12 protein-coding genes are annotated in these 15,111 nt (G+C 61.7%); 5 read left to right on the top strand and 7 right to left on the bottom strand.

Annotation, left to right across the window (positions count from 1 at the left end):
- Positions 1-681: 681 nt before the first annotated feature.
- From AC4LFW_RS19120 to AC4LFW_RS19135, 4 genes are all read right to left on the bottom strand, one after another.
- On the bottom strand, positions 682-1,992 hold the full coding sequence (locus AC4LFW_RS19120; RefSeq protein ID WP_491821121.1) for a HipA domain-containing protein: 1,311 nt from the start codon (positions 1,990-1,992) through the stop codon (positions 682-684).
- Positions 1,992-2,321 (bottom strand): helix-turn-helix domain-containing protein, encoded by a 330-nt coding sequence (locus tag AC4LFW_RS19125; RefSeq protein WP_491821122.1) that lies wholly within the window; start codon positions 2,319-2,321, stop codon positions 1,992-1,994. Before AC4LFW_RS19125 ends, AC4LFW_RS19120 begins: the two co-directional genes overlap by 1 nt.
- Positions 2,322-2,945: 624 nt before the next feature.
- Positions 2,946-4,103: an MFS transporter gene (locus AC4LFW_RS19130; RefSeq protein ID WP_491821124.1), complete on the bottom strand. Its 1,158-nt coding sequence runs from the start codon at positions 4,101-4,103 to the stop codon at positions 2,946-2,948.
- Complete coding sequence (locus tag AC4LFW_RS19135; protein WP_491821126.1) at positions 4,100-4,630, bottom strand: TetR/AcrR family transcriptional regulator; 531 nt, start codon at positions 4,628-4,630, stop codon at positions 4,100-4,102. The genes AC4LFW_RS19130 and AC4LFW_RS19135 overlap by 4 nt, the downstream gene beginning before the upstream one ends.
- A 346-nt stretch (positions 4,631-4,976) precedes the next feature.
- Between AC4LFW_RS19135 and AC4LFW_RS19140 the strand changes: the two genes are divergently transcribed.
- From AC4LFW_RS19140 to AC4LFW_RS19155, 4 genes are all read left to right on the top strand, one after another.
- Positions 4,977-6,812, top strand: coding sequence for an ABC transporter ATP-binding protein (locus AC4LFW_RS19140; protein ID WP_491821128.1), 1,836 nt, complete (start codon positions 4,977-4,979; stop codon positions 6,810-6,812).
- A 25-nt stretch (positions 6,813-6,837) separates the two neighbouring features.
- A complete protein-coding gene (locus tag AC4LFW_RS19145) occupies positions 6,838-7,383 on the top strand; it encodes an AAA family ATPase (protein WP_491821130.1) in 546 nt (181 codons plus the stop codon).
- A 107-nt stretch (positions 7,384-7,490) separates the two neighbouring features.
- On the top strand, positions 7,491-8,126 hold the full coding sequence (locus AC4LFW_RS19150; protein WP_491821132.1) for a DUF2268 domain-containing putative Zn-dependent protease: 636 nt from the start codon (positions 7,491-7,493) through the stop codon (positions 8,124-8,126).
- Positions 8,127-8,180: 54 nt separating this feature from the next.
- Positions 8,181-8,807 carry a Type 1 glutamine amidotransferase-like domain-containing protein gene (locus tag AC4LFW_RS19155; RefSeq protein ID WP_491821134.1) on the top strand — a complete coding sequence of 209 codons (627 nt, stop codon included), beginning with the start codon at positions 8,181-8,183 and terminating at the stop codon, positions 8,805-8,807.
- Positions 8,808-8,996: 189 nt separating this feature from the next.
- Here the strand turns inward: AC4LFW_RS19155 and AC4LFW_RS19160 are convergent, their stop codons facing one another.
- A complete protein-coding gene (locus AC4LFW_RS19160) occupies positions 8,997-9,521 on the bottom strand; it encodes an REP-associated tyrosine transposase (RefSeq protein WP_491821136.1) in 525 nt (174 codons plus the stop codon).
- A 734-nt stretch (positions 9,522-10,255) separates the two neighbouring features.
- Between AC4LFW_RS19160 and AC4LFW_RS19165 the strand changes: the two genes are divergently transcribed.
- Positions 10,256-11,734, top strand: a complete 1,479-nt coding sequence (locus tag AC4LFW_RS19165) for a YdgA family protein (protein ID WP_491821137.1) — start codon at positions 10,256-10,258, stop codon at positions 11,732-11,734.
- 92 nt (positions 11,735-11,826) lie between these two features.
- Here AC4LFW_RS19165 and AC4LFW_RS19170 read toward each other — a convergent pair whose 3' ends face one another.
- Both AC4LFW_RS19170 and AC4LFW_RS19175 read right to left on the bottom strand, forming a co-directional pair.
- Entirely contained in the window at positions 11,827-12,978 is a 1,152-nt protein-coding gene (locus AC4LFW_RS19170; protein ID WP_491821138.1) for an ATP-binding protein, read from the bottom strand.
- Positions 12,979-13,231: 253 nt separating this feature from the next.
- Positions 13,232-15,049, bottom strand: a complete 1,818-nt coding sequence (locus tag AC4LFW_RS19175; RefSeq protein WP_491821140.1) for a bifunctional metallophosphatase/5'-nucleotidase — start codon at positions 15,047-15,049, stop codon at positions 13,232-13,234.
- Positions 15,050-15,111 lie beyond the last annotated feature (62 nt).

Here is a 15,111-nt window from a genome sequence, read left to right on the forward strand (position 1 = left end):
GTATGGCGGATTTTCTCCGTAGGATGGAATCGCCGAAGGCGCTTCCGTCGTTTACCGCGAACGGTTGCATCCATTGACCCTGCGCCGCAACCGCACCAACCCTCCCGGATGTCGGATTACGCCTTCGGCTAATCCAACCTACGGGCTGGGCGATGATTGCGACGCGGTGACTAACGCTACCGAATCGTCATCGCGGTATGGCAAATGTTCTCCGTAGGATGGAATCGCCGAAGGCGCTTCCGTCGTTAGCCGCGAAACGGCTATACCATCGCGCCAACAACACAACCGCGTTACCACCTCGAACGTCGGATTACGCCTTCGGCTAATCCAACTTACGTTTGGCTGCGTCAGGTCGTAAATGGCGTCGTCTTCTTCGATCGCGGTATGGCGGATCGGTGTTGGTAACGAGTGAAGTAGGGTGGACAACGCTTCTTTTGTCCACGCGGCGATCCGTTAATCGCAATGCCTCGATCAAGACATGCATGCCAGGTCCGAGCTCGCCGGGAGGATGCCTTGGATGGGTGGTGGACTGAAGCCCTACAAACCGGCAGTAACGAGGCGTAGGGCTAAAGGGTATAAACCTGTCTCTGCTGGTTACTCCAGATCAAATCCAACCATCACTCGCAACCGACGGGCGCTGGGTAAACTGCATCACCGCCAACCCCCGCCCGCGTGTAGGTGTCATAGATCCCTGTCCAGCTGCGCCGTCATTTCGCTTATGACGATGGCATTGATGCTCCTTAACAGCCTTACCTCCCCAGCCAGCGTGGCGCCGAGCTCTGGACGCTGCTGCAGAATTTCTTCGTTCTGGCGCATCACTTCATTCAACAGCTTCGGTGCTTCCATGCGCACCTTGTCTACCAGTTTGCGGAGGGTGTCGCGGGCGGTGGTTGGCTTGATGCCCATGGCTTCGCCTGCGGTGACGAGCAGTGGCGCGGTGATTACGGTCAGGCGCTGTGTGCCTTGGATTGGCCAGGCCAGGAAGGCTTGCTCCGGCCATTGATCGCGGTCGCATGCCCGGGTGCCGTAGACCGCCGTGCACAGCAGGTCGTAGAAGGGCGACAGGTGTACGCCTCTGGCGGACATCAGAAAGCTGAGGTTTTTCAGGTGGGCGTCCTCATTGCCGACCAGGACGTTGAAGATCAGCCATTGGAACAGACGCAGCCTGGCCAGTGCTGCCGGTCGGCACCGGTTGGCCAGTGCTGCAATGCGCTCGATGCTGCCGGCGCTGTACTTGAATTCCCGGGATAGGCCGTCCAGCTGGCAGGCGTCGATACAGTGAAGGCGGCTCCAGCGATGCTCCCGTTCCATGCGGTCGAAGCGCTCGATGAGGTAGACAGGCTGCGGTACATACAAGCGGTGCACGCGGGGTACAGGCAAGCCAACCCGCTCAGCCAGCCTCATCACGAACCACTCGTTGATCACGGTGTGCGGCCAGGCATCGTCTGGGTGATCGGGCTTGAGTATGTGGGTCGAGGGCTCGCTGCCAGTGGGCTCAAGTAGCTGGCCATCTCGGTAGACGATGGCCACCTTGTGTTGAGCGCCCGCGAGGGACATCTTTTTGGCGGCGCGCTCGGCCAGAGGAATCTTCGGCATTGCCAATATACGCGTCGACAGTTCGGCATCGGGCAGCAACTGAGTGCTCCCAGGCGACGGCGCTTGCCCGGGTGGCAGCAGCGTGAGGGAGCCTGCCGATTCCGCGCCAAAATGCTGCAGCAGCGCGAAGGCATCCTCAATCGCTGCGCCTGCGGCCTTTGCCATCAGCTGTCGCTGACCTTCTTCAGGCAGCAGGTTATCGAAATACCACTGCACCGGGCGGGTGGTAGAGCCGTCGAAATGCTCTTCGGCCTGCAATGGCAGTAGCGGGCACAAGGGATGCGCCAAGGGATCGGCCAGCCAGCGCTCGTCATAGCGAAAGGCCCAGAGCCCGTTGCGCTCGCGCAGGATGCCCAGGGACGCCTGGTTGATCCAGACATGGAGCGACCGTTCCATCAGTTTGCCTTCTGCCTGGGTGTATCACTGTTGGGAGCGGCCGATTTGTTCTGGTCGGCCCGCGCCTTGTTCTGCGTGTCTGCCAGCCGCTTGGAGATGGCGTCAGCGAAGGGCTCGGGCACTTCGATGCTCACGTTCAGACCCAGCTCCTGCAGGACCCGGAACAGCTTGCCCCATTGCACGGTTTCCCCGCCGCGCTCCACCTTTCCGAGGAAGTTTTCGGACACGCCGATGATGCCCGCCGCGTCGTCCTGCCGGATGTGCATGGCCTTGCGGCTCGCCCGAATGAGCGCACCCACCTGCTCGGCGGATGTGATATCGATCTTCATGGATGCCCCTATCGCCTCGCAGACTCGCCAATGAATAGTGGAAGAGATCCACATGATCGTGCGGATAATAGTTGGCAAGGCGAGGCTTTTCAATTATTCCGCATGGTCGTGCGGATTTCTATCTAGCTCAACTGGGCGCGCTAATTATCCGCACAGACGTGAGGATTCGAACGAGGGCATCGGTTATGAAGGGTGGCGGGGTTGGTTGGATATTGCGGTATACCTGATCGAACGCGATTTGGGCCTGCGTGAATGCGGCAGGCGAGGCACGTCATGCAATGATGCCCGTGGCGTTGAATCGATCAGGCGAGGGCGGCCGCCGGCTGGTCACAACCGGCGCGCCAGGCACGGATTAGCTTTTTGGGGCGTAATTCCAGCGGCCGCCCTTGTGTGTGGCGCCTTTCCGGCCCCTTTTACAGGACAACAGGATGCTCCTCAGCAAACGCGACCAGGCCCGCATCGAGCGGCAACTGTCCCGCTGCCTTACCGATGCCTGTCGCACCGGTGCGCTTCGACAGCGAAGAAGCCTGCAAACGCTCCGATGGTGGTGATTGGCAGCGTCGCTTGGCCCGTAGCGCCACGACCTGGCACTGAGCGCAGCGAAGGATATCGAGCGCGTCCTGCTTATCGAGCGGGTTGCTGCCTTATGTCGCCGACGGCCTTATTGAGCGGACGGATGCTGGCGATACACGCAACCGCCGCAAAGGCCGTCAGCGCAAAGGTCGCTCCTGTCAGGTTGAGGACAGCCCCGAACAGCGGCGTGCCGACGCTTTGGCCGAGTGCAAGGACCAGAAAGGGAATACCGAGGCCGAGATCAGGACGGTCAGGCAGCAGGTCGATGCCCTGGATCAGGTAGGTGCCGCTCGAGGCGATATAAGCCGCGCCGAACAGGCTCATGGCCGCAAACCCAAAAGCGGGCGAGAAGTACGCCGCCAGCAGGCCAGCCGTCCCGACCGCCATTCCGGACAGGGCCAGGCCCTGAACTCGCCGGGTGCCGAAGCGGTTGGTCAGCAGGCCAGTCAGTGAGCCGCTGATACCCGCCGCGCCCAACGCAATCCAGGCCCAGGCGATAAGGGCGTCAGTGAAGCTGAACTCCTCGCGCAGGATGTCCGCGCCGAAGGTCCAGATTGCAGTGCTGGAAAGGCCCATCAGAAACGCACTCACACAAAGCGCAAGTAGGCCCGGCCGCTTCAGGATCACGAGGGAAAACCCTTTGCCTCCATCATGGTCCGCGCCAGCAGGCATGGCGAACCACAGCCAAACCGACACGCCCGCGCCAATGAAGGCGAACAGGGTGTAAAGCTCGCGCCAGGCGCCGGCGGCCAGCAGCGCTGCCAGGCCGGAAAACACGATCCCGGCGGCCGTTCCCGCGTTGATCGTCCCGTTCGCCTTGGGCCGGTCGTCATGGCTGAACTGCCTGGCAACCGCTGAGGCGAGCGGTGGCGATGTCAGCCCGGTGCTCAAACCGGCCAGCGCGATGCCCAAGCCCAGCGTCCATCCCGAACTGGAGATGGCAACCAGAGCCATGCCGCAGGTTGCGGCAAGACCTGCCAGCACCGCGATGGTACGGGGGCCGAGCCTGCCGTTTGCCAGGAATGTAAAAACGATGCCCAGGCAGTACGCCATAAAGGCGCTGCCGCCGATCCAGCCGGCGGCGGTTACATCCAGGGAGAGGTCCACGCGGATCTGCGGTAGCAGCAAGCCATAGGCGAAGCGTGCCAGGCCGTAGGTAAGGGCCGTCAGCGCGAACGCAGCGGCGACCAGATTGAGTCTGCGTTTCACGAAAGACGCTCGCTGGCATGGGCGAGAAGCGCCAGCGCGGCACCCTTGGCATCGTCGATGACCGAAGCGCTCGCCACGCTGGCCGCCGCAGTGGCGCCTTCGAAGAGTAGCCAGACTTGAGTGGCGAGCTGCACATCGTCCTGACCAAGGGCAAGCCGGACGCGGCGGGCGACCTCGGCGCGAAATTCGTCCTTTTGCTGGTGCACGAGCGAGACGATCGCCTCGCACGCCGACGCATATTCGCTGCGTGCCCTGAGCAACATGCAGCCACGCGAACCGTGGGTCTGCATCCAGGTCGCAAGCGTATCGAACAGCACGCCGACGGGATCGGCATCCTCGGGGTCCACTTCAAGCAGGTCCATGAACGCACGGTGCCGTGCCTCTAGCACGGCAATGACAAGACCGTCGCGGGAGCCGAAGTGCTTGTAGAGCGTGCGGGTGGAAACCCCGGACGGCGCGATCACGCGATCGATACCGATACCCCGGAAACCCTCTGCCTCGAAGATGCGGACTGCGCCCGCGATCATTTCAGTTCGTTTATCCATGGGCTTGAGTGTAAAGCGATCGTTTTACACGTCAACCCTATGTGTGATCCGTTTGGCGCTTCGAGGTATCTACAGCTAGCTAGGTAGCCAGGACATGACGCGCGGAAAAGGCTTCGCCGCTTTTCACCTCACGCAATGCGCGGTGTCGGCAATGGACGTGGAGTGGCGTAGGGCGGACAACGCTGCGCTTGCCCACCCATGCGAATCGACGAGTAGCGGATGTGGTTGGCGAAACGCTCGCGGGCTCGGGGCGTCCAACCGACATGCCGCGCCCGAGCGGTGTTTGGGAAATGTCGCCCGCCCACCTCGCCACAAAGCAGACCTCCTCATGCTGTTCCGCCGTTTCGAAAACCTCATCGATGTCTTCAAACCCAGCCCGAATGTCGCGCCGCCGGCCGGGATGCTGCGCTTCTATGCACATTACCTGAAGCAGGTATGGCCGCCGATGATTGCCTTGCTGGTGGTCGGCTTCGTGGTCGCGGTGATCGAGGTGGCGCTGTTCAGCTTTCTGGGCCGCTTGATCGACCTGGCGCAGTCCACCGCCGATGCCCAGACCTTTTTCAGCGAGCACCGCAACGAGCTGCTGTGGATGGCGCTGGTGGCGCTGGTCATCCGGCCGATCATGTCCGGCCTGCACAACCTGCTGACCCATCAGGCGATCAACCCGGGGCTGACCAATCTGGTCCGCTGGCAAAACCACCGTTATGTGCTCAAGCAGAGCCTGAATTTCTTCCAGAACGACTTTGCCGGGCGCATCGCCCAGCGCGTGATGCAGACGGGCCCGTCGCTGCGTGATTCGGCCATGCAGGTAATCGATGCGCTCTGGCATGTGGTGGTCTACGCCGGCAGTGCGCTGTACCTGTTCGCCGCTGCCGATCTGCGTCTGATCGTGCCGCTGGTGCTGTGGATCATCGGTTACAGCGCCGCGCTCTGGTACTTCGTGCCGCGCATCCGGGCCCGCTCAGCGGCCGCTTCCGCGGCGCGTTCGAAAGTCATGGGCCGGGTGGTGGACGGTTACAGCAACGTCGCCACGCTCAAGCTGTTCGCGCACTCCAGGGAAGAAGAAGGCTACGCTCGCGAGGCCATGCAGGAGCTGCTCGGCAAGTTCCGCCTGCAGTCGCGCATCATCACCAGCCTGGATTTCCTGATCACCTGCATGAACGGTTTGCTGATCGTCGGCACCGGTGCGCTGGCGCTGTGGCTGTGGAGCGAGGCGCTGATCAGCACCGGCGCGATCGCCCTAGCGCTGGGCCTGGTGATCCGTATCAACAATATGTCCGAGTGGATCATGTGGGTGGTCAACGGCATTTTCGAAAACGTCGGCACCGTGCAGGACGGCATGCAGACCATCGTCCAGCCGCGCCAGGTGCTCGACCGCGAAGGCGCCAAGCCACTGAAGGTGGAGCAGGGCGGCGTGCGTTTCGAGGACGTGCATTTCCACTACGGCAAGCAGGGCGGCGTGATCAGCGGGCTGAGCATCGATATCCGTCCCGGGGAGAAAATCGGCCTGGTGGGGCCGTCCGGTGCTGGCAAATCGACCCTGGTCAACCTCCTGCTGCGCCTCTATGACCTGGAAAGCGGGCGCATCCTCATCGACGGGCAGAACATCGCCGAGGTCAGCCAGGAAAGCCTGCGCGCCAACATCGGCATGGTCACGCAGGACACCTCGTTGCTGCACCGCTCGATCCGCGACAACCTGCGCTACGGCAGGCCCGATGCCACCGATGAAGAGCTCTGGGAGGCAGCGCGCAAGGCGCGTGCCGATGGCTTTATCGCCACCCTGGACGACAGCCAGGGCGGGCACGGCTTCGAGGCCAAGGTCGGCGAGCGGGGCGTGAAGCTCTCCGGCGGCCAGCGCCAGCGCATCGCCATTGCCCGCGTGCTGCTCAAGGACGCGCCGATCCTGGTGCTGGACGAAGCCACCTCGGCGCTGGATTCGGAGGTCGAGGCGGCGATTCAGGAGAGCCTGGATACCCTGATGGAAGGCAAGACGGTGATCGCCATCGCCCACCGGCTCTCGACCATCGCGCGGATGGATCGCCTGGTGGTGATCGACGAAGGCCAGGTGATAGAGACCGGTACTCACGCCGAACTGATCGAGCGCGGCGGCCTCTATGCGCGCCTGTGGCAGCACCAGACCGGTGGCTTCGTGGGTGTCGATTGATGGCGCGCGCGAGGGTGAACGGGCAATGAAAGTGTTGGTGCTCACGGGAGCCGAATCCACCGGCAAGAGCTGGCTCGCCGCACGGTTGCAGCAGCGCTTCGGCGGTGTGGTGGTGGGTGAATATGTGCGCCACTTCATCGACCGGGAAAAGCGCGATACCTGCCTGGACGACATCCCGGCCATTGCTCGTGGTCAACTGGCCTGGGAAGAAGCTGCGCGGGGTCGGGCGCCTGAGCTGCTGATCCTCGATACCCATCTGCTGAGCAACATGATCTGGAGCCAGACGCTGTTTGGCAGCTGCCCGGCGTGGCTGGAAGACGAGCTGCTCGCGCGGCGTTACGACCACCATCTGCTGCTGTCGCCCGAAGGCGCCGAGTGGCACGCCGACGGCCAGCGCTGCCAACCCGAGGTTGCACAACGTTGGGGTTTCCATGAGGCCTGCCGCAGCTGGCTCGAGCGCCACCGTCAGCCATTCGTGGAGATCGCTGGGGACTGGGTCAGCCGCGAGCAGCAGGCGATTGCTCAGGTCCGGCTTTGGTGGATCGGTGATGGGCGGGCGGTATTTGGTTAGTGGCGCGTACGTGCCGTTTCTTCAAATGGCCGTAGCTATGGGCTCTGTAGAGATGTTCATCCAGTGTCAGGAGCTAAGCAGAACGGTTAATGCGGTATTTTGTTCGCATGTCTGAATTGAATATCCATTTTCTCGACGCTCGCGGAGCGCTCACTGATGTCCTCCATTGGGTCCAAAGCTGTCTAGCGGAGACTTACATCAAGTCGAGCGCTCTTCTGCCGCTGCGGCCTGTTGATGTCGTCGTAAAGGCAAGTACGCATGTCATCCCTGAAAAGGGCCACTTGGGGTACGCACCCGAGCCGGGTCTGATATTTATCTCAGTCGACCCAGAGAACTCAGTTTTCAAAGCTAATAACGAGGCGTCTCTTGAGCGTATGTTCGCCCATGAGCTTCATCATGTGGCCCGCTGGGATGGGCCAGGTTATGGCGTCACGTTAGGCCAGGCCCTTGTTTCGGAAGGGCTCGCCGGTTTTTTTGCTCGGGAGGTCTGTGGTGGCGAACCCGAACCCTGGGAGCGTTTAAGTCACTCGGTGACGCAACCGTACCTAGCTAAGGCAGGACAAGACTGGGATAGACCGGACTACGACCATGCTGCATGGTTCTTCGGCTTGGGTTGTCTCCCACGATGGCTGGGATATTCACTCGGCTACCAACTCGTCGCTCGATACTTATCAATGCACCCCGAAATGACAGCATCCAAACTTGTAGAGGCTGACTCTCAGCTGTTTCAAGGCTTGCTCTAATTTGAAGAAAAACGGCCTGACAAATCCTTTCAAAAAGTTTGACGGAGTAAAGGCATGAATATTTTCCTGACCTCTTCATTTGCCGATGTTGCGGACCTGTTTGCCACCTTCACCAACGGAAAGTGCAAGGGCAAGACGGTTACGCTGATTCCTACGGCTAGCCTTGCCGAGGAAGTGAATGCGTACCTGATCGCGGCCAAGCAGGCACTCGCTGAAGCAGGCCTGGTGATTGACGAACTGGAAGTATCGACCGCCAGCCGGGAAGACATCGTCGATAAGCTCGAACGTAACGAATTCATCTATGTGGCAGGCGGCAACACGTTCTTTCTGCTGCAGGAGCTGAAGCGCACCGGCGCGGGCAAGCTGATCGCCGAGCAGGTCAGGGCAGGCAAGTGCTACATCGGCGAGTCCGCCGGTTCCGCCGTGCTCGCGCCCAGTATCGAGTACCTGCAGAGGCTGGATGACCCCAGCGCCGCGCCCGATCTCGACTCGTTTGCGTCGCTTGCGTTGATCGATTTCTACCCGCTGCCGCATTACGGAAACCCGCCGTTCAGGGAAGCAGTCGAGCAGGTATTGATCGAGTACCGCGATACCCTGGACCTTCGCCCGTTCAGCAATAATCAGGCGATCGCCATCGCGGGCGATGAGGTCGATATCCAGACGAGCGCGAAGCCCCTCTGAGTAACGGGGCTGCGCGATGATCCCTGTTGGCCGGGTTCGTATGCCCGGTTCGAACGGGCAGCGGTGCGGGGCGATTTATTTGTCGTGTGGGCCATGGTGCACTAGCTAGTCGACGCCGCGATCTGATGGCCATGTAGCTGCCGTAAGTGGGCGTGTGGCGTTCCAAGCATGCCAAGGTTTGGCTGATACCTACTCACCGAACGAGCCGCTGAGCCCTGCGTTACCCGCCCAGTCCTGTGCTAACAGACCTTTCTCCACGTACCGGTTGAAACTCGAATAGGGCCAGTCCGCGACCTGTTCTACCAGCCCGTGCTTGACCGGGTTGTAGTGGATGTAATCAACGTGTCGCTGCAAATCCGTTTCGTTCCGAATTTGATGTTCCCAGTAGCGTCGCTGCCAGATGCCTTTCTCTCGCTTACGGATTTGGCTCGCGTTGCGAGGCACGGCCGGAAGTTGTCGAGAGAAGGTGCTCTTGAGCAGGCTCCAGCGAACGGCAAAATCGGCGTCGTCGTTCGGGAGTGTCCAGATAGCGTGTAGGTGATCCGGCAGGATGCAGATGGCGAGGGTTTGGAAAGGACGGGAGTGCTGAGTTAGGCGATAGGCATGTCGGAGCAGTGTGACCTGTTCAATTAGCAAGCTAGATTGGCGGTCGGCGAGGGTCACGGTAAAAAACCACGTGCCGCCAGGCACCAGACTGCGACGGTAGTTGGACATGGAGGCCTCCTTGCCTTCACGAGATGTACGTCGACGCCGTTGCGCTTCTGGCGATTGAGTAAAGATGCATGCCGGTCGACGGTGGGCTGAAGCCCACCCTACGGGCGTGGGGTTTCCGGCATCGGCTTACGTAACGGATTGGATCTAATCGTAGGGTGGGCTTTAGCCCACCAATTGGTAGCTGAACTGCGCCCTGACGACCGACCCTACAGCGCAGCATGCTTATCGGGCAATGGTGGGCTGAAGCCCACCCTACGGTCGTGGGTTTGCGGCATCAGCTTTACGTAACGGAGTAGTCGAATTGTAGGGTGGGCTTTAGCCCACCGATTGGTAAGCGGGCGAGCCCTGACGACCAACCCTACAGCGCAGCATGGTTACCGGGCAACGGTGGGCTGAAGCCCACCCTACGGGCGTGGGTTTGCGGCATCAGCTTTACGTAACGGAGTAGTCGAATTGTAGGGTGGGCTTTAGCCCACCAATTGGTAACTGAACCGCGCCCTGAGGGCCAACCCTACGGCACAGCATGGGTAACCGGGAACGGTGGGCTGAAGCCCACCCTACGGCGCTATGGGGTGTATCAGTGGTGAGGGCATCATGATCTGTCGCCGCGTTCTCACCCTGTCGCTCCCGCAGCATGGCGGGCTGGAGCCTGTACAGGCGCGCTGCTAGAGTGCCGCCGCTTGCCAACCACCGGCTGACAGGACGTCTGCCCAGCCGCCGCACAGGATGTTTCCATGAAAAAACTCGTACTTGTCGTTGCCGTGCCGCTGGCTCTCGTCGGCGCCGCTACCCTTTACACCAGCACCCAGGCTGAATCGACTGCCCGCGATGCGGTCGAGCAGGCCAATATCCAGCTGCGCGAGATGAGCGTTGGGGCCGGAGCCGAGGTTGCCATCAAAATGCTCAGTTTCGAAAGCGGCCTGCTGTCCAGTAACGCCCGCTATCAGGTCGACATCGAGGCCCAGGACAGTGACGGCGAGCCCCGGCAATTCACAGTGCTGCTGCAAGACCGCATCGAGCACGGCCCCTTTCCGGTGTCGCGTCTGACCCGCGGACAGTTGATGCCGGTTGCCGCCCAGAGCCATTTCCGCCTCGAGCGGTCAGCGCAGACTGAAGCGCTGTTCGAGGCCGCCGCCGGTGAAAACCCGCTGGTCGGCGATGTCGCCTTCGGCTATTACGGCAGTCAACAAGGCGCGCTGCGCTCGGCCCCCCTCAATCTTGAACACGAAGACGGCACGGTTCGCGTTGCGGCCGGCACCGTGAGCTTCGAAGTGGCCGACGAAACCACTACCGTGCGCCTGGAAGGTCAGCTGCCGGAAATCGACATGAACCTGCAACGCCGTGACGATGGCAAGCCGGTGCGGGTCAAGCTAAGCGGGATCGGCATGACCGTCGACAAGCACGACTACGTCAACGGGTTCGGCCAAGGCCCCTCGGCCATCACGCTTGAACGCATGGAAATCCAGACCGACGACAATCCCGCCGTGGTCATCAAGAACGCCTCCATTGAAGAAGCGTCGAGTCGAAGCAGCGACGGCTTCGACCAGTCGATCGCTTACCGCGTCGGCGAGGTGGGGGCCAACGGTCAGTCCATCCGCAACCTGACGCTCGCCCTCAGCCTGCGCAACCTGGATGAAGGCAGCCTCAAGGCGCTGGTGGAAAGTTACAAGCAGATCCTCGACAGCGCGGCCACCCCGCAGGAGGCACTCGACAACATCACCGACGTTCAGCAGCAGGAGCTGCAGGCGCTCGCCCTGCAATTGCTGGAGCACAAGCCCACCGTGGCGCTCGACGAGTTCGGCTTCGAGACCGCTAACGGTGCGGCCCGTCTGTCCGTGGTGGCCGACCTGCAGGGCCCGAGCGCGGAAGCCTTTACCCCCGATGCGATGATCGTCAGCATGCTGGCGTCGCTCAAAGCCGAAGCCGGTATCGATAAAGGCCTGGTTCGCGACGTTGCCAGCCTGATCGCTCAGCGCGAACCGCAGTACAGCGCCGACCCGGCTGCGTTGCAGCAGCAGGCAGACCTGACGACCGAGTTGTTCAGCGGTATGGCACTCGGTGCGGGCTGGTTCCAGCTGCAAGGCGAACGCCTGGTCAGCTCGCTGCATTACGCCGACAACAAGGTGACCTTGAACGGCCAAGATATGACCGTTCAGGAATTCATCGGCTTTGCCTTCGGTTCGGTACTGGGCGCCGGCCTGCTCGGCCAGTAAGCACCGGTCACGCATAAAAAAGGCGACCCTTAGGTCGCCTTTTTCGTGCGCTGATTGCGCACTACGATCTGAGTTCTCGCCGTGCTAGTCGCTCAGTCAGTCGCGCGTCTTGATGCGTGCGCAGCCAGCGGCAGCCTCACGGTAAAAGTAGTGCCTAGCTCGGCGCTTGATTCGACGACGATAGTTCCCTTGTGTGCCGCTACGATCTCGCTGGCGATAAAAAGCCCCAGGCCCAGCCCTGAGTGCGGGCCGTGTTCACCTGCAGCGTACTGAGAATGACGGCTCATAGGATTGAAGATGTCTGCGATTGCATCCTTGGCGATGGGTTCGCCCTGGTTATGCACTGTGAACACCGCATGCGCCTGCTCGACATGCATACCTACCCTAATGTCTGCAGTCTTGCTGCCATGGTGGACCGCATTGCTGATCATGTTGGAGAACACCTGTTCCATGCGCGGTGCGTCGAACAAGCCAATCAGGTTTCCACTGGTGTCATAGAAAATCTGGCGTTCTGGGTTGTAGGCCCGCACTTCCTCCACCATGCCTTCGCACACCTCCGCCAGGTTGACCTCGATCTGGTGCACCGGGATGCCCGATCCGCTCTGTGAGCGAGTGAAATCGAGCAAGTCGGTGACAATCTTGTTGGCTCGTTTGGCACTGGTGTAAATCCGCGAGGCGAGCATCGTGGGCTTGGCGCTCAAATTGTCGGCCAGAAGCAAGACTTCGGCACCGAGCTGTATTGCGCCCAAGGGGGTGCGTAGATCGTGTCCGAGAATGCCTAGAAAGACATTGCGCGTGCTGGTCACCGTCCGTGAGTAGCTGGTAACGGATTCGGCAAGCGCCTGGTCGATGGCCTCGTTGAAGCGCGTCATATCCTCGACCTCGAAGTCCGTGCCACTCTTTATTTCCTGCAACCACTTACGCAGCACGCTGGAGCGCAGAGCACGGTACTCAGAGACCATTTCGTTGATGCTGAAGCCCGCGTCATGGCGCAGGATGGCGTGGGTTTCCGCCGCCGTTTTGCCGTCGCCCTTGTTTGCCTTACCGACGGATTTATCAATCTGCTCGGTCGTCGACTGACGGGTGCGAAGGTCCTCGGCGATCGTCCTTAGCATCTGCTCGGCATGGTCGCGCAGGGCGTCAACATCCATTTGTGGAGAGGTGCTAGGGATGGTTTTGGCGAAGTCTTCCCACGACTGGAGAATGGGCTCGAGGTTATCGAGGATGAAATCGGCAAGACGCATGGGGCTGCTCCGCAACAAGGTGGACGCCGCACAACGTAAATCGATAACCGAGAGGCTTCTCGCATCCCAGCTTGTTACGCAGTGACCAAAGCGAATAAGTGACGCAGGTGAAGGGTTCCCGTGTGCACTCGCCAGCCTGGGCGTGGTGCTCTTGGACCGCTTCGCTGCGGGTGACGGTGCCGCTACGAGCAAAATGGGGACAGAAAAAAGGGGACAGTGGAATATCTGTCCCCTTTGGTCACCGCTAGTTCAATCAGTTCACCCGCTCGATCCGTCCCTCGAGGCTTCCGCTGAATGGCTGTGGGAGCAACTCGATGTAGTCGACCAGCGCATCCAGGTCCACCGGGCCGACGACGCGGTTCTGGCCTTCGGTGAGCACGGTGAAGTTGTCGCCGCCGCCGGCGAGGAAGGAGTTGACCGTCACGCGGTAGGTCGCCGCCGGGTTGATGGGCGCGCCGCTGGCATCGCGCATTTCGATCACGCGGGTGCCCACGGGGCGGCTGGCGGACCAGCTGTAGCGGATGCCGGAAGGCTTGAGCAGGCGCGCATAGCTCTGGCCGAGCCACTGCTGTTCGAGCAGGGTTTTGATCTGCGCGCCGGTCAGATCCATGGAAACCAGATCGTTGGCGAATGGCTGGATGGCGAACAGCTCGCCCCAGGTCACTTCACCGCTGTCCAGATCCGCGCGAATGCCGCCCGGATTCATGAAGCTGATTTGCGCATCGGTGGCCACGCGTTGGGCATCGGCAATCAGGTTACCCAGGGCCGATTCACCCGCCGGTGTTTCAGTGCGGGTGAGCCCATTTTGTGCAAGCCCCACCACGCGCGCGACCAGAGGTTCGACCCGAGCGTCGGCCTGCGCCACCAGCGCGGCGACCTGCGGGTCCGGCGTGAGCCCGGCGCCCTGGTCGGCCCAGGTGGTCATCACCGCAGCGGACTTTTCCACGATGTCGCGGCTGCGGCGGCTGACCTGGAGCTGGATGTCGGCATAGGCGGTGCCGGCCGAGAAGGCCTGGGTCACGAGGATCGGCTTGCCATTGGCATTGGGCACCAGCGCGTTGGTAAAGCCATGGGAGTGACCGGAAATGACCACATCCACTTCGTCGTCGAGGCGCTCGATGATGTCGACTACCGGGCCGGTGACGGTGTCGGCTTCTGGGTTGGTCGGGCCGTCATAGCTGGTCTGCCGGCCACCCTGGTGCAGCGCGACGACAATGGCGCGTACACCGTGTCGGCGCAGCTCGGCCACGGACTGGTTGATGGCGTCCGCCTCGTCGACGAAACGCAGCCCGGCGACGCCTGAAGGCGAGACGATGGAAGGGGTTTCCTTGAGCACGGCGCCGATCACGCCGATGCGCACGCCGCCGGCGTTGTAGATGGAGTAGGGCGGCAGCAGAGGTTCGCCGGTGGACCGATCGATGACGTTGCTCGACACCGTGGGATAACGCGCGCCCTTCCATTGGTCTTCGAGGAAAGGCCCGTTGGCATGGTTGCCGCCGGTAAGCTGGCGCAGCAGCTCCGTCCTGCCGTTATCGAACTCGTGGTTGCCGAGCGTGCCGATCAGGTTGCAGCGTTGCTGGGCGAAGGGCTGCGCATTGCGCGGCATGTCCAGCTGGCGGCTGAACGGCCGGCAATGCGGGTTGGCCAGCAGGTTGAAGAAGCTGATCGAGGGTTCGTCACGCAACAGGGCGGAGTTGGGTGGCGAGGCGCCGACCTGGTCCCCGTCATGCACGATCAGCGTGTATTCGCCGCTGGCCGATTTCAGGTAGGACGCGAGCACCGCCGCGCCACCGGCAGGCCGGCCGGCGACGGTGCGCGGCGACAGTTGGCCGTGAAAGTCGTTGATGCTGAGCAGGTTGACCGAGACCACCGGCTCGACCCGCCAGTCGGGCGCGCGCCAGCTGCGACGCTCACTGGCACGCTGCCTGGCGTTCAGGCCTTCCAACTGCTGCTCGCGATAATCCCGTTCGATGGAGCCGTGCCCGGGCAGTGCCTGAGCCTGAGCCAGTGCGGGGGCGGAGAGGCCGATCAGGCTCGCCGCGAACAGCAGATCCAGTGCGCGTTTGTGCATTGTCCTTTCCTCGGTGCGGTGGGGTCGGACCGAAACTAGAAAGCGCCCGTGGCAGGTTGATG

The organism is Stutzerimonas sp. C6.4V, assembly GCF_058536345.1.